The organism is Avibacterium paragallinarum, assembly GCF_011765605.1.
GTDB classification, from domain to species: Bacteria; Pseudomonadota; Gammaproteobacteria; order Enterobacterales; family Pasteurellaceae; genus Avibacterium; species Avibacterium paragallinarum.
In genome coordinates, this window is the sequence record NZ_CP050316.1 from 570,172 (window position 1) to 584,901 (window position 14,730).

Sequence of the window (14,730 nt, forward strand, 5' to 3'; positions counted from 1 at the left end):
GTGATCTTCAGCACCTTTTTCATTTAGGAAAAAAGATGGCAATTATTTTAGGTATCGACCCTGGTTCTCGTTTAACCGGCTATGGGGTGATTCGCCAAATGGGGCTTAAATTGGAATATTTAGGCAGCGGAGTGATTCGCACTCAAGCAGAAGATATGCCTACACGTCTGAAACGCATTTATGCGGGAGTAAGCGAAATTATCACGCAATTTCAGCCCACAATGTTTGCCATTGAAGAAGTGTTTTTGGCGAAAAATGCCAATTCTGCATTAAAACTTGGACAAGCTCGCGGTGTGGCGATTGTCGCTGCAGTGAACCACGATTTACCTGTGTTTGAATACGCCGCACGCTTAGTTAAGCAAACGGTGGTTGGCACAGGGGCAGCCGATAAAACTCAAGTGCAAGAAATGGTTACGCGTATTTTAAACCTTTCTGCGAAACCGCAAGCCGATGCCGCCGATGCCTTAGCGATTGCGATTACACACGCTCACTCTTTCGCCCATTTATCGCAAATTAATCAGAATATGCAAAAAACAGCGGGAAAAAACACCGCACTTTTGCGTCCAAGATATAGTCGTGGGCGTTTCCGTTTATAATAGTTAAGCGTGAAAATTTATCGTTTAAAACTGGATATTTATCCAGTTTTACTTTATCCTATGACAAATCTTTTTTAAGGGAAAATTATGATAGGCCGTTTAACAGGATTATTAGTCGAAAAGCAACCACCAGAAATTTTGCTTGATGTACAAGGTGTGGGCTATGAGCTTTTATTGCCAATGACAAGCTTTTATAACTTGCCAGAAACAGGGCAACAAACAACCTTATTTACCCATTTAGTCGTGCGAGAAGATGCACATTTGCTGTTTGGATTTTCCCACAAGCAAGACCGCACTTTATTTCGTGAATTAATTAAAACTAATGGCGTTGGACCAAAACTAGCGTTGGCAATTTTATCCGCAATGTCAGTTAATGAATTTGCTTATGCGATTGAGCGAGAGGAATTATCTAAATTAGTTAAAATTCCAGGGGTAGGAAAAAAAACAGCAGAACGTTTATTAGTTGAATTAAAAGGAAAATTTAAGGATTTACCACAAGGTGATTTCTTTATTGAAAGCACCCATTTACCAGTGGCAGAAAAATCATCAAGTAAAGAAAATGTTCAAATTGATGATGCAATTGCCGCATTAGTTGCACTAGGTTATAAAGCGAGTGAAGCTGAAAAAATGGTGAAGAAAGTCGCAAACCCAGATCTCAATAGTGAGCAGTTAATTCGTGAAGCACTAAAGGCATCGTTATAAATAAGGCATTGTAATGATTGAAGTAGATAGAATTGTAAGTGCAACAGAAAAATTCGATGAAGAAGTTATTGACCGTGCTATTCGCCCTAAATTACTCACCGATTATGTGGGGCAACCGCAAGTTTGCGAACAAATGGAAATCTTTATCCAAGCCGCCAAACTACGTCAAGATGCACTCGATCACCTATTGATTTTCGGCCCACCGGGGTTAGGGAAAACCACCCTTGCCAATATTGTGGCGAATGAAATGGGAGTAAATATCCGCACCACTTCAGGGCCAGTGCTTGAAAAAGCAGGCGATTTAGCGGCAATGCTGACCAATCTTGAACCGCACGATGTGCTATTTATTGACGAAATTCACCGCCTTTCCCCAGCCATTGAAGAAGTGCTGTATCCCGCAATGGAAGATTATCAGCTCGATATTATGATTGGTGAAGGTCCAGCGGCACGCTCAATTAAACTGGATTTGCCCCCTTTTACATTAATTGGCGCAACCACCAAAGCTGGCTCGCTCACTTCCCCTTTGCGTGATCGCTTTGGCATTGTGCAACGCTTAGAATTTTATTCCGTAGAAGATCTCACGTCCATTGTGGCACGCAGTGCGCAATGTTTAAACTTAGCCATTGAACAAGATGCGGCGCAAGAAATTGCCTGTCGTTCTCGTGGTACACCGCGTATTGCCAACCGTTTATTACGCCGTGTGAGAGATTACGCCGATGTTAAAAATGCAGGGCAAATTTCCGCACAAATTGCCAAATCCGCCCTTTCAATGTTAGATGTTGATCCCGCAGGTTTCGACTTTATGGATCGCAAATTATTAAGCGCCATTATTGAACGTTTTGACGGTGGCCCTGTGGGCTTAGACAACCTTGCCGCCGCCATTGGTGAAGAACGTGAAACCATTGAAGATGTGCTTGAGCCTTATTTAATCCAACAAGGCTTTTTACAACGCACCCCAAGAGGACGTATCGCCACATTGCGAACCTATCGTCATTTGGGAATTGATAAGCTGACTGATTAGGGAAGAAAAAAGACGATGGAGTAGGGAAGTGCTCCGTTTTTTCGTAAGCTTTATCGAGATAATAAAGTAGTAAGTTACAGGACGTTAATGTAGAAAAGTTGGTAGAAAAACGTATCTTATGCCCAAAAATAAAGTGCGGTGAAAAATCTGAAATTTTACACCGCACTTGTCTTTTCACTATTCTGTTATTTCATCGCTAACTGATAAAATCTGGCGATATTTTGCGCTGTTGAAATCAGATTCTCTTTCCCTGAACGCAAGGTGTTTTCCAAACTATCAAGCTGACGAATGATCGGAAAGACCGCATCAATGCCCTGCTCATACACCACTTCATAATCTTCCCGCAGGCAGCCTACGATAGCAATCACAGGTTTGCCAAATTGCTTAGCAGTTTTGGCGACACCAATTGGCGTTTTTCCGTAAGCACTTTGTCCGTCCATTCGCCCTTCGCCCGTAATCACCAAATCGGCATCTTGCACTTGAACGCTAAAATTTAAGGTTTCTAACACAATATTTACGCCTTTTTTCAACCGCACTTTAGGTAGCAGCAATAATCCACCGCCCATTCCGCCAGCCGCTCCTGCACCAGATTGATTGGCGATATTAATACCAAGCTGTTGCTGTACTTTCTCGGCGAAATGAGCAAGTGCTGCATCAAGTTGTTGCACCATTTGCACGGTTGCCCCTTTTTGCGGCCCGAACACGGCAGATGCGCCAGTTTCACCACATAATGGATTATTCACATCACAAGCCACTTCAATTTGTACTCGTGCTAAACGTGAATCAAGCTGGCTTAAATCAATATGAGCGGTGTGAATTAGCTGTTCGCCGCCATAGCCCAAAGATTGATTTTCAGCATTGAGAAAGCGCGCACCCAAGGCTTGCAACATTCCCACGCCAGCATCATTGGTTGCACTCCCACCAATGCCGAGAATAATTTTTTTCACCCCATAATTTAAGGCGTTCAAAATCAATTCTCCCGTGCCAAAACTGGTGGTTTTCAATGGATTACGCACTTCCATTGGTACAAGATGCAACCCCGAAGCTGCCGCCATTTCAATGAATGCAGTTTCGCCATCACCAGAAAGCCCCCAAAATGCGTCAATCTTATTGCCCAAAGGGGCGGTAACCGTACATTGGATAAGCTTGCCTTGCGTCGCGTCCACCAAAGATTGCACCGTGCCTTCACCACCGTCAGCCATTGGGATTTTACAATATTGTGCGTGCGGAAAAATCTTGCGAAACCCAATTTCAATCGCCTCCGCCACTTCAAGTGCGGTCAAACTTTCTTTGAATGAATCCGGTGCAATGAGTATTTTCATTGTTAATTCCTATTAAAGTAAAACCAAGGAAAGGACATAAACTGTGCTAATCCCCACAATTCCCATAATAAAAGTTAATGTGGTTTGTGTGCGATAGCCTTGTTGTGGTGTCATTTTACTAAAGTTTGTTACCACCCAGTAGTAACTGTCATTCGCGTGAGAAACGCACATTGCCCCTGCTGCAATCGCCATTACGGTCAGCGCCGCAGCAATTTCACTGGTTAAGCCTAATGCGCTCATTAGAGAATCATCAACATTGAACATTCCCATAATTGCCGCAGTGGTGATCATTGCCACGGTAGAGCTGCCTTGTGCGGTTTTCAAAATCGCTGAGATAATAAATGGAAAGAAAATACCCGCACTACTAATAATATGCGCATTTTCTTTAATATATTCTACGAACCCTGCTTCAACAATCACTTTGCCTAATACGCCACCAGCTGCTGTAATAAACAGAATTGGGCCAACGAGTTTTAGAGTGTCGTTGGTTAAGGTTTCAAACTCACTGATTTTGCCACATTGAAAAATAAGAATGATGGCAAAGATTAATCCAATTCCTAAGGCAATAATCGGATTGCCTAAGAATAAAATGAAATTAGCAATATCCCCTGTTACACCTGAAATTTTAGTGATTGAACCTAGTGCCATTAAAATGATAGGAACAAAAATCGGCGCAAGACTTAAAAAGCCATTAGGTAAAGTGCCATATTTTTTCAATAAGGCCTCATAACCTTGAGCAATCAGTTCATCATTAGCATCATCTTGCAAAATAACTCGCTTACCAATAAATTTGGCAAAAAGATAACTTGCAATCAAAACAGGAATGGATACTGCAATCCCCATAAGAATGACCAATAATAAATTATGCTCTAAACCTAATCCACCTGCCACAGCAATTGGCCCTGGTGTTGGCGGAATAAAAACGTGTGCGGCATAAAGCCCTGCACTCAGTGCAACCGCAGTACCAACGGGATTAGCGGCGATTTTTTTCTGAATTGCTTCACGAATTGGGTTTAACACAACAAAGCCACTATCACAGAACACTGGAATACCAACAACCCAGCCCATAATAAGCATAGCCAGTTCTGGTCGTTTTTGTCCAACCAGTTTAACAACCATATCTGCTAATTTTAAGGCTGCGCCTGTTTTTTCTAGCACCATACCGATAATCGCACCGAAAATAATCACAATACCGATGCTCTTAAATGTGCTACTAAAACCAGCTCCAACCATTGCTGGAATTTTAGTGAGAGGAATGCCCGCAATAAGCGCTAAAGCAAGGGAAATGCTCATTAATGCGAGGAAAGGGTGAACTTTTAATTTCGCTATCATAAAAATCATAATAAGGATAGCAAGGATAAAGCTAACAATGAGTGCGATGCCCGTCATATCATTTCTCCTTTTATATGATTAATCATCGATTACATTATTGTTTTTTCTCTGCGAAAATGCTTTATCTTAAAATACAAAAATTAGGGTGAAAACCCATAATAATTTATAGAAAAATACAAATTACTTTTTAAACAATATGCTTAAATAAAACACAAATAGATCATCTATCTTATTGAAAGACAAAGAGGTTATTTGCTCAATTTTGTTAAGCCGATAACGCAGTGTATTAATATGAATGAATAAATTTTGTGCGGTGAGAGTGAGATCACAATTTGATAAAAAATATTGTTGCAGCGTTTTGCGTAATTGTTGATTGGTATCTTGCGCATAAAGTTTATTAATAGGTTTTAACAATTCTTTTGCTTGCCAAGAATCGGTTAAATCATCTAATAAAACAGGCAGCTGGTATTGTTCAAAAAAATAAATCGATTTTTTCGGGAAAAATTTTAATCCATAACTTAGCGTACTTAATGCTGTTTTATAAGAAAGCTCCAACCTTTCATTTCCACCTAAAAAACCGCCCACCACAATCTTATATTGATGAGGACTCCAATGTGCTGGCACAAAGGTTTTCAACAACATTTTATTTTGACGTTCATTTGCGGGTAATAATATCAAGATGGAATCCAAAGAATGAATAGCAAAAAGCACATTTTGCTGTTGCAAGTAGCTGACTAATTCTTGTAATTGAGTTTGATTGGAATGGCACAAATTAATCAGCGTTGCCACATAATCAAGGGATAAATCAATGCCAAAGAAATTTGCCTGTTGAGCAAGCTGGGGGTATTTCTGTGAATGATTGACTAACTGTAAAATAAATTCTTCTTTATAACGATGCGACCAACGTTCTTGCTCAATTAAAATGTGCTGTTCAACAATTAATTCCGCCGTCATTTTTACTAATTCAGCATAAGGACGTACTTCCTCTGGCTTGCCTGATACCCCCACAACACCAAAAATATTACCGAGATAATTAATCGGAATATTGATACCAGGCTTGGCTTCTTGATTCCATTTTTGCGAAAGAAACTCATCAACTTCCACAACCCGATTTTCTCGAATTGCAATCACCGCCTCCGTATGTTTTTGCTTTAAACGGGAAGTATCGCCAGAAGCAATAATCACCCCGTTTTTATCCATTACATTGACGCTGTTTGGAATAATATTCATTGCCCGTTGCACAATTTTCTGTGCAACTTGCTGATCAAGTTCCATAATCCACCTGAAAATGAAATCAAACTTGGCTAAATCATATAATTAAAATGCTTATTTACCCAAGATATTTATTGCATTTTTTCTCTTAATCGCTACAATTGTTGCTCCTTGTCGGCGCTGAATTAGAGATCGGCGTTTGATGTATGACTAACCCTACTATTGAGGATTTTAATATGTCTCTAAGCACAGAAAAAAAAGCAGCTATCGTTGCTGAATTTGGTCGTGATGCAAAAGATACTGGTTCATCTGAAGTTCAAATTGCATTATTAACTGCACAAATCAACCACTTACAAGCACACTTTGCAGTGCATAAAAAAGACCATCACGGTCGCCGTGGTTTATTACGTATGGTTTCTCGTCGTCGTAAATTATTAGACTACTTAAAACGTACTGATTTAGCTAAATACAGCGAAACAATCGCTCGTTTAGGTTTACGTCGCTAATTTCCAAATTAGAACAAGAAAACGCTCAATTTATTGAGCATTTTTTATGTAGGCTGAGAATAAATTAAACCCTGTATAATACAGGGTTTAATTTATTTATAAAGTGCGGTATTTTTTAAAGCACTTTTACAATACTTTCACATAAGGTACGAATGTTTTCTTCAGTAATTCCCGCAACATTAATCCGCCCTGAACGAACCGCATAAATCGCAAATTCTTCTTTTAGACGATCTACTTGCTCAGGCGTTAAGCCACTGAATGAGAACATTCCATTTTGCTCCTCAATGAAGCTGAAATCTTGTTTTGCACCATATTCTTTTAGTAATTCAACGAATTGATGACGCATTGCTTTAATGCGATCACGCATTTCGGTTAATTCGTTTGTCCATTCTTCTCGTAATGTGGGATCTGCCAAGACTAATGCAACAGTTGAAGCACCGTGCGAAGCTGGATTAGAGTAGAGGGTACGAATGATGGATTTTACTTGGGTTAAGGCAGTAGCGGCGATCTCTTTATTTTCTGCAACTAAGGTAAATGCTCCAACGCGTTCATTATAAAGCCCGAAATTTTTCGAATAAGAACTTGCTACCAGTAATTCTTTATGGTTTGCCGCAAAAGTACGCAAGCCGAAAGCATCTTCTTCTAAGCCATTGGCAAAGCCTTGATAAGCAAAATCAAAGAGCGGTAGCCAGCCGTTTTTCGCCGACATTTCAGCTAGTTGTTGCCATTGTTCTGGGGTTGGATCAATGCCCGTTGGGTTATGGCAGCAACCGTGTAATAACACCACATCGCCTTCGCCTGCATTACTTAAATCTGCGATGAGATTGTCCCAATCTAAGGCTTTGCGTTCAGCGTCATAATAGCGATATTCGCGAATGGTAATGCCAACAGCATTAAAAATTGCATTGTGATTTGGCCAAGTTGGCGTGCTAATCCACACATTTTGTGCTTTGGTTTGCCGTTTAATAAATTCGGCGGCGATGCGTAATGCCCCTGTGCCACCTAGGCTTTGTACGGTTTTAGCACGTTGATTTTTAATGATAGGCGAGCTTTCACCGAAAAGTAGAACTTGAGTGCGAGCATTAAAATCAGCCACGCCATCAATCGCGAGGTAATTTTTACTGGTTTCTACATCAAGCAAACGTTGCTCTGCCGCTTTAACAGCTTTCATAATTGGCGTGTTGCCTTTAGCATCTTTATAAACGCCAATGCCTAAATTAATTTTATTTGAACGGTTATCAGCTTTGAATGCTTCGCCCAATCCTAGAATAGGATCGGCTGGTGCTGCATTTATATTTTCAAACATCGTGAATATCCTTCTTGAAGTTGTGTTGTACATAATTAGACGTTTTTTGAGAAACAAAAAAACAGCTATTGCAATGTTATACTTGAGAATATGAGTAGTTCGCAAGTATTTATTAAAATGAATCTTCTTTTAACCTGATAAAGCCGATTATTTTTCAAAAATTCCTCAAATTAATTAGAGGATTTCAATTTTTTCTTTGTCCAATGTAAGCCAGATTGATAATCCTCAGGTAAGGTTTGAGCAAAGCGATCTAACAATTCACAAAGCTGGTTTTTATCGCAATGAGCTAAATTGATATGCCCCACCTTACGCCCCGCTCGCACTTCTTTGCCATACCAATGAAGCTGACTAAATGGTTGATTTAGCCATTGTGGATTATGTGCCGTGCCGATTAGATTAATCATCACCGTGGGCATTGTGCTAATCAATTCTGGCGTTGGCAAATTCAACAACGCTCGTAAATGTAGCTCAAATTGGCTAATGGAACAGCCAAGTTGCGTCCAATGTCCACTATTATGCACGCGAGGGGCAAGTTCATTAATCAATAATTTTTCGCCGATAATAAAACATTCCATCGCCATCACGCCGATATAATTCAGCTTGTGCATAATTTTTGCCAACATTGCTTCTGCCTGTTGTTGAAAAAGGGATTGCTGCGGAAGCGAAGGATCGGCAACGCTATAACGTAAAATGCCGTTTTGTTGCAAATTATGGGTTACGGGATAAAAACGGGTTTCTCCGTTTTTAAATCTTACACCGACTAAGGAAATTTCGCCGTCAAAGGGAATAAATTTTTCTGCGATCACTTGCCCGAATAAGTCTTCGGTGATGATGTTTTTGTTTTCAGGCGTGATAATCCACTGCCCACGCCCATCATAGCCCCCCGTACGGCGTTTGACGACCACCTTCTCACCAATATGCTGAAAAATGTCCTCCCATTGCACCGCACTTTCTACGATGCACCAAGGCGAAGTAGGCAGGTTTAATTCATCAAGTAAGGATTTTTGCGAAAGGCGATCGGCTGTTAAACCAAAAACAGCACGATTAATAAATTGCGAATGGCGGGCGAGTTTTTCTGTCAGTGGTGTGGTTTCCCAACGTTCAATTTCAGCGGTAATTAGGCTATTTTCTTCTAGTTCAAACAAGGGGGTATCGAATGCAAGAGGTTTAACCTCAATATCTAAAGGTGCACCTGCATAGCGGAGCATTCGCCCAAGTTGCCCATTGCCTAAAACATAAACCGTTGGATATAAAGCACTTTTTTGCATTGTGAAATCCTTGATGATGTTGTGTAAAAATCAAAGTGCGGTGTGTTTTTCACCTATTTTTCTGTATTGTCTTCGGACTTTTCTGAATGTGCAACGTCATTGTCATTTTCTTTTAACAAACGTGAAATTGCACTCAAATAAGAAATTTCAAGGGTTTCACGGCTGGTTGCCATCACCCCTTGATCAATCAAATAACCATCGTTTACGTCATAAACCCAGCCGTGTAGCGACAATTTTTTGCCACGCTTCCACGCCGATTGTACAATTGAACAACGCCCAAGATTATAAACTTGTTCCGCCACATTCAGTTTCGTAAGCATATCCGCACGCTTTTCAGGCGGCAATTTACCCAGCAAATGGCTGTGTTTGAACCAAATATCGCGAATATGCAACAGCCAATTATTAATCAGCCCCAAATCTTGTTCAGCCATTGCAGCTCTAATCCCACCGCAGTTGGTGTGTCCGCAAATAATAATGTGTTCAATATCAAGTACATCAACGGCATATTGCACTACAGAAAGACAATTTAAATCCGTGTGAATCACTTGGTTACCCACATTGCGATGTACAAAAAGCTCACCTGGTCCAAGATTCGTGAGCTTCTCAGCTGGAACACGGCTATCCGAACAGCCTATCCACAAATAGCTTGGGGTTTGGTGATCGGCAAGTTCACGAAAATAATCGGAATTTTCCTCTTTCATTCGTGTTGCCCAGCTATAGTTATTGGCAAAAAGTTGTTCAATTTTTTTCATTAATTGGGATTCGGTCTTTTTTATAATGTGTTAAGAATGTGCGGTATTATTTTACCGCACTTAATTTTGTTAGATGAAAATACTTTGAAGTATGTAGTAAATAATAATGGCAAAGAATGCCCCAGCAGGTAATGTAATTACCCAAGATGCGACAATGTTGCGGATTACCGTGAGGTTTAACGCTGCGATACCGCGTGCAAAGCCGATTCCTAAAATCGCACCCACAAGGGTTTGTGTGGTGGAAATCGGTAAGCCCGTGCCTGAAGCTAATACCACAGTAGTTGCGGTTGCAAATTGTGCGGCAAAGCCACGACTAGGAGTGAGATCGGTGATCCCTGTACCAATAGTCGCCATAACTTTATAGCCCATTACCACAAGCCCTAAGGCGATTCCGCCAGCACCAAGTGGAAGCACCCACCAAGCCAATGGCGATTTCGCTAAGATCTGCCCGTGATTATCGACAATCGACACCACGGCAGAAAGTGGCCCGATAGCATTGGCAACATCATTTGAACCGTGAGCAAATGCCATTGCACAAGCGGTGAGTAGCATTAAAATGCTGAATACTTTTTCCACAGTGCCGAAAGAGCCAGTGCTTACGGTTTGACTAAACCGTTCGCTACGGAAGTAAAAATGGCTGATTATCACCGCGACACCGCTGATAGCAAGAGAAATAACCGTGGTTTCAAAGGTTGAAAGGTGTAGCCCAACGTGTTTTAACCCTTTAATCATTGTTACGATAACAAGGATAAAAATTGTTACGCCGATATAATAAGGACCATATTTTTTTGCATTGTTGAGCGGATTTTCTGTATCAAAAATAAGTTTTTGAATACTAAAGAAGATGCCATAAGCGATAACGCCTGCGATCGCTGGGGTAATAAACCAGCTACCAACAATTTTTTTGACTTCTCCCCAATCAACTGCTTGTGGTCCGATTGTAATACAGCCAAAGCCAATAATTGCTCCGATAATTGTGTGAGTTGTGGATACTGGCCACCCCATTCTTGATGCGAGTAATAACCAAAGTCCAGCCGAAAATAAGGATGCCATCATCCCAAGTGCTAATATTTCAGGACTTGAAACGAATTCAACGGTATTAATTACTCCACTTTTAATGGTTTCGGCTACTTCACCACCAGCAAGGTAAGCTCCAGCTGATTCAAAGATCATTGCAATAATAATTGCTTGTTTGGCGGTGATTGTGCCTGAACCCACAGAGGTTCCCATTGCATTTGAAACGTCATTCGCACCAACGCCAAATGCCATAAAGAAGCCAAAAACCGCCGTGATAATCACTAATAAAGAGCCATATTGTTGAATAATTTCCATAGTTTTTTTCCTATGTTTATTAGTAGCAATTATGAACGAGCCAGCATTAACTCAATTCGCGAACCCACACGTTGGGCTTGATCAGCAAGTACGCCAATCCACTCAAGGATTTTGTATAAAAACATTGCATCAATTGGGTTAAATTCATTTTCCATTGAGCGTAACATTAGGCGTAATTTAATTTGCATTTGATCTGTATCATCTTCAATTTCATCTAAGGTTTGGATCATTCGATTCACAAATTGGACTTCACGGCCTTTGAAACCCGTTTCAAGTAAACCGTCCATTTCATCAATCACCAAATGAGCTTGCTCTGCTGCGTCAATACTGCGAGCGACATATTTCATAAAATCTTCTTGCATTTTGCTTGGGAAAGAGCATTGACGCCCTACCATTCTACCCGCAATATCTTTGGCATAATTTGCTAACTTATCTTGTTGGGTAACCAATTCTAATAAATCCGTGCGTTCAATTGGCATAAACAGCCCACGAGGTAATTTTAAACGAATTTCTCGTTTTAAGCTGTCGGCTTGGCGTTCTGTTTCAGAAATTTTTTGGCGTAATTTCTCTGCATTTTCCCAATCACCTTGAAAGGTGTATTCAAAGAAAGGAATGAGATATTTACAACAATCAGTAACTTTTGCTGAATGACGAGCCAATGGTTTTAAAGGGGAATGAGCAAATAATCCTAAGATATTATTTACTGCCATAGATAACTCCTTCTAGGGGTTAGGTTGATAATTTTTTGTGCATATGGCTAGGATTAACCTATGCGGCGTAAAAATACACTATATTTGATCGAAAAAACAAGCAAATTATTAGATAATATGAAAAAATTTGCTGATGTTTAGAAGGAATACTCAAAATGAGTACAGAAATTGAATTAAAACTATTAATCGCCCATTCCGCGATGGCGTCTGTGGAAAAAGCATTATTATCACAAAGCAATGTGCAAGAGCAAAACACGCTTTTCCTCGGCAATACCTATTATGATACTGCGGATAGATTTTTTGCTCAGAACAAAATGGGGTTGCGAGTTCGTAAAGAAAATCAACAATTTACCCTCACTTTAAAAACGGAAGGACGCACAATGGGGGGCTTGCATATTCGCCCTGAATATAATGTGTCATTAGCCAATGAAACGCCTGATTTGGCATTGTTAGTGGAAAAATATCACCTCGATCCTGCGTGGAAAGCCTTGCAATTACAGCCCATTTTTGCGACGGATTTCGCACGAAAAACCCTGCAAATTCATACCGCACTTTCCCCTGTTTCCACGCTAATTGAAGTGGCGATAGATCAAGGCAAAATCATCGCGGGGGAGAAACAAGCGGAAATTCACGAGGTGGAGTTTGAATTAAAGCAAGGCGAAGTGGCTGATTTGCTTGCTTTTGTGCGAGCCTTGCCGTTAGATAATGGGATACGCCTGAGTGCGGTGAGTAAAGCCCAACGTGGTTATCAGCTTGCAGAAAACCGCCTTGTTAAAGCACAAAATTGGCTAGACAAATGGCGGGATTTTCTGGATTTTGCCCAAGGCACAGAAAAATTCACGCAAAAACTGACCGCACTTTTTCATCTTGAGCAAGCCTTAATTGAGGAAACCTTCGCCTTAGGACAAGCCTATTTCACTGAGGATTTTTTACGCACGGTGGAACGTATCGGGGCGTTTTTCAATCTTTATCATTTTTATACTGAAAACGCCCAAGCCCTAGAAAATGCCTTTAATCAACAAGGGCTGAGCGAGGAATTAAAGGGGCATTGGCTGAATTTGGTGGCAAGTAGTCAGCAATGTTTAGCGGAATGTAAAGCTTTGATCACCTTGCACAGTGAAAGCAAAAATAACGCCCAAGTAATCGCAGAATTATTCACTTTATTGCAATCGGTTTTTTATCTGTACCGAATGCTCGATTTGCTTTCACTGACTTATTCCAATAATGAGGAGGAACAAAATGGCTAAAGCGAAAACCGCCTATGTGTGTAGCGATTGTGGTGCGGAATATGTCCGCTGGCAAGGGCAGTGTAACGCCTGTAAATCTTGGAATACGATTACGGAAGTACGTCTTGCCCCTGCTAAATCAAACCGTGCTGATCGTTTTAGCGGTTATGCGGGGGAAACGCAGGCGAAAATTCAAACCCTCGCCGACATCAGTTTGCAAGAAGTGCCACGTTTTCACAGTGGGTTTTATGAGCTTGATCGTGTACTAGGCGGGGGGATCGTGCCGGGCAGTGCTATTTTAATCGGCGGACACCCTGGGGCGGGGAAAAGTACCCTGTTATTGCAAGTGATGTGTGGTTTGGCTCAAAATATGACCGCACTTTATGTTACGGGCGAGGAATCCTTGCAACAGGTGGCAATGCGTGCCAACCGTCTTGGCTTGCCAACTGATCGTTTAAATATGCTTTCAGAAACCTCCGTAGAGCAAATTTGCCATTTGGCCGATCAGCTTAAACCGCAAATCATCGTGGTGGATTCCATTCAAGTAATGCACCTTTCGGATATTCAATCTTCACCTGGGAGCGTTTCCCAAGTGCGGGAATGTGCTTCTTTTTTGACCCGTTATGCGAAAACTCGCCAAGTCGCCATCATTATGGTTGGACACGTTACCAAAGACGGCACGCTGGCAGGACCTAAGGTGTTAGAACACGCTATTGACTGCTCGTTATTATTAGAGGGAGAGTCGGATAGCCGCTTTCGCACCTTGCGTAGCCACAAAAATCGCTTTGGTGCAGTGAATGAATTGGGCATTTTTGCGATGACGGAACAGGGCTTGCGAGAAGTGAAAAACCCTTCTGCTATTTTTTTAAGCCGTGGCGAAGAAGAAACGGCGGGAAGTTCTGTAATGGTGCTATGGGAGGGAACACGCCCGCTGTTGGTGGAAATTCAAGCCTTGGTGGATCACTCAATGCTGGCTAATCCCAGACGGGTCGCGGTGGGATTGGAGCAAAATCGCCTCGCTTTATTATTAGCGGTGCTACATCGTCACGGTGGCTTGCAAATGTCTGATCAAGACGTGTTTGTCAATGTGGTAGGTGGCGTAAAAGTGAGTGAAACCAGTGCAGACTTGGCCTTATTACTGGCATTGATTTCTAGCTTCCGAAATCGTCCATTACCAAAAGATCTGGTGGTGTTCGGCGAAGTGGGGCTAGCGGGGGAAATCCGCCCCGTACCAAGCGGACAAGAACGAATTTCCGAAGCAGCCAAACACGGCTTCACCCGTGCTATCGTCCCGTTTGCCAATAAACCGAAAAGTGCGGTCAAAAATATGCAGGTTTTTACCGTGAAAAAATTGATTGATGCGTTAAATATTTTAGATAATATATAGAATATACCTCTTTCTGAGGGGGGTATTTTGCGATTTAATTAGTTATAATGCAAGATTG

Annotated in this window: 14 protein-coding genes; 6 read left to right on the forward strand and 8 right to left on the reverse strand. The window is 41.3% G+C overall.

The window, feature by feature from the left end; translation table 11 throughout:
• The first annotated feature begins 35 nt into the window (after window positions 1-35).
• The 3 genes from ruvC to ruvB all read left to right on the forward strand — a co-directional run bounded on the left by ruvC (window position 36) and on the right by ruvB (window position 2,319).
• On the forward strand, window positions 36-596 hold the full coding sequence (ruvC, locus tag HBL79_RS02895; protein ID WP_035685784.1) for a crossover junction endodeoxyribonuclease RuvC: 561 nt from the start codon (window positions 36-38) through the stop codon (window positions 594-596).
• Between the two features lie 87 nt (window positions 597-683).
• Window positions 684-1,298: a Holliday junction branch migration protein RuvA gene (gene ruvA, locus HBL79_RS02900; RefSeq protein WP_046097415.1), complete on the forward strand. Its 615-nt coding sequence runs from the start codon at window positions 684-686 to the stop codon at window positions 1,296-1,298.
• Between the two features lie 13 nt (window positions 1,299-1,311).
• Window positions 1,312-2,319 (forward strand): Holliday junction branch migration DNA helicase RuvB, encoded by a 1,008-nt coding sequence (gene ruvB, locus HBL79_RS02905; RefSeq protein WP_035685781.1) that lies wholly within the window; start codon window positions 1,312-1,314, stop codon window positions 2,317-2,319.
• Between the two features lie 185 nt (window positions 2,320-2,504).
• Here the strand turns inward: ruvB and HBL79_RS02910 are convergent, their stop codons facing one another.
• From HBL79_RS02910 to HBL79_RS02920, 3 genes are all read right to left on the reverse strand, one after another.
• Complete coding sequence (locus tag HBL79_RS02910) at window positions 2,505-3,641, reverse strand: glycerate kinase (RefSeq protein ID WP_046097414.1); 1,137 nt, start codon at window positions 3,639-3,641, stop codon at window positions 2,505-2,507.
• Window positions 3,642-3,653: 12 nt separating this feature from the next.
• Window positions 3,654-5,030 carry a GntP family permease gene (locus tag HBL79_RS02915; protein WP_035685778.1) on the reverse strand — a complete coding sequence of 459 codons (1,377 nt, stop codon included), beginning with the start codon at window positions 5,028-5,030 and terminating at the stop codon, window positions 3,654-3,656.
• A gap of 123 nt (window positions 5,031-5,153) precedes the next feature.
• The gene (locus tag HBL79_RS02920; RefSeq protein ID WP_035685775.1) at window positions 5,154-6,248 is read right to left on the reverse strand and encodes a sugar diacid recognition domain-containing protein; all 1,095 of its coding nucleotides are present in this window, start codon (window positions 6,246-6,248) and stop codon (window positions 5,154-5,156) included.
• Window positions 6,249-6,421: 173 nt separating this feature from the next.
• On the opposite strand from HBL79_RS02920, the gene rpsO reads away from it, so the two are divergent.
• Complete coding sequence (rpsO, locus tag HBL79_RS02925) at window positions 6,422-6,691, forward strand: 30S ribosomal protein S15 (protein ID WP_017805737.1); 270 nt, start codon at window positions 6,422-6,424, stop codon at window positions 6,689-6,691.
• 115 nt (window positions 6,692-6,806) lie between these two features.
• Here rpsO and HBL79_RS02930 read toward each other — a convergent pair whose 3' ends face one another.
• The 5 genes from HBL79_RS02930 to HBL79_RS02950 all read right to left on the reverse strand — a co-directional run bounded on the left by HBL79_RS02930 (window position 6,807) and on the right by HBL79_RS02950 (window position 12,059).
• Window positions 6,807-7,997 (reverse strand): amino acid aminotransferase, encoded by a 1,191-nt coding sequence (locus tag HBL79_RS02930; RefSeq protein WP_035685773.1) that lies wholly within the window; start codon window positions 7,995-7,997, stop codon window positions 6,807-6,809.
• Between the two features lie 170 nt (window positions 7,998-8,167).
• Window positions 8,168-9,265, reverse strand: a complete 1,098-nt coding sequence (purK, locus tag HBL79_RS02935) for a 5-(carboxyamino)imidazole ribonucleotide synthase (RefSeq protein ID WP_035685770.1) — start codon at window positions 9,263-9,265, stop codon at window positions 8,168-8,170.
• A gap of 53 nt (window positions 9,266-9,318) precedes the next feature.
• Window positions 9,319-10,017, reverse strand: a complete 699-nt coding sequence (gene can, locus HBL79_RS02940) for a carbonate dehydratase (protein WP_017805734.1) — start codon at window positions 10,015-10,017, stop codon at window positions 9,319-9,321.
• 69 nt (window positions 10,018-10,086) lie between these two features.
• The gene (locus tag HBL79_RS02945; RefSeq protein ID WP_035685767.1) at window positions 10,087-11,349 is read right to left on the reverse strand and encodes an inorganic phosphate transporter; all 1,263 of its coding nucleotides are present in this window, start codon (window positions 11,347-11,349) and stop codon (window positions 10,087-10,089) included.
• Window positions 11,350-11,378: 29 nt separating this feature from the next.
• Window positions 11,379-12,059, reverse strand: coding sequence for a TIGR00153 family protein (locus tag HBL79_RS02950; protein WP_035685763.1), 681 nt, complete (start codon window positions 12,057-12,059; stop codon window positions 11,379-11,381).
• Window positions 12,060-12,214: 155 nt separating this feature from the next.
• Here HBL79_RS02950 and HBL79_RS02955 point away from each other — a divergent pair, with 155 nt between their 5' ends.
• Window positions 12,215-13,306 (forward strand): CYTH domain-containing protein, encoded by a 1,092-nt coding sequence (locus HBL79_RS02955; RefSeq protein ID WP_035685759.1) that lies wholly within the window; start codon window positions 12,215-12,217, stop codon window positions 13,304-13,306.
• Window positions 13,299-14,672 (forward strand): DNA repair protein RadA, encoded by a 1,374-nt coding sequence (radA, locus tag HBL79_RS02960; protein ID WP_035685755.1) that lies wholly within the window; start codon window positions 13,299-13,301, stop codon window positions 14,670-14,672. Before HBL79_RS02955 ends, radA begins: the two co-directional genes overlap by 8 nt.
• Window positions 14,673-14,730 lie beyond the last annotated feature (58 nt).

Coding starts and splice junctions, on each gene's coding strand:
- ruvC (WP_035685784.1), top strand. CDS start 36: ATGGCAATTATTTTAGGTATCGACCCTGGTTCTCGTTTAACCGGCTAT.
- ruvA (WP_046097415.1), top strand. CDS start 684: ATGATAGGCCGTTTAACAGGATTATTAGTCGAAAAGCAACCACCAGAA.
- ruvB (WP_035685781.1), top strand. CDS start 1,312: ATGATTGAAGTAGATAGAATTGTAAGTGCAACAGAAAAATTCGATGAA.
- HBL79_RS02910 (WP_046097414.1), bottom strand. CDS start 3,641: ATGAAAATACTCATTGCACCGGATTCATTCAAAGAAAGTTTGACCGCA.
- HBL79_RS02915 (WP_035685778.1), bottom strand. CDS start 5,030: ATGACGGGCATCGCACTCATTGTTAGCTTTATCCTTGCTATCCTTATT.
- HBL79_RS02920 (WP_035685775.1), bottom strand. CDS start 6,248: ATGGAACTTGATCAGCAAGTTGCACAGAAAATTGTGCAACGGGCAATG.
- rpsO (WP_017805737.1), top strand. CDS start 6,422: ATGTCTCTAAGCACAGAAAAAAAAGCAGCTATCGTTGCTGAATTTGGT.
- HBL79_RS02930 (WP_035685773.1), bottom strand. CDS start 7,997: ATGTTTGAAAATATAAATGCAGCACCAGCCGATCCTATTCTAGGATTG.
- purK (WP_035685770.1), bottom strand. CDS start 9,265: ATGCAAAAAAGTGCTTTATATCCAACGGTTTATGTTTTAGGCAATGGG.
- can (WP_017805734.1), bottom strand. CDS start 10,017: ATGAAAAAAATTGAACAACTTTTTGCCAATAACTATAGCTGGGCAACA.
- HBL79_RS02945 (WP_035685767.1), bottom strand. CDS start 11,349: ATGGAAATTATTCAACAATATGGCTCTTTATTAGTGATTATCACGGCG.
- HBL79_RS02950 (WP_035685763.1), bottom strand. CDS start 12,059: ATGGCAGTAAATAATATCTTAGGATTATTTGCTCATTCCCCTTTAAAA.
- HBL79_RS02955 (WP_035685759.1), top strand. CDS start 12,215: ATGAGTACAGAAATTGAATTAAAACTATTAATCGCCCATTCCGCGATG.
- radA (WP_035685755.1), top strand. CDS start 13,299: ATGGCTAAAGCGAAAACCGCCTATGTGTGTAGCGATTGTGGTGCGGAA.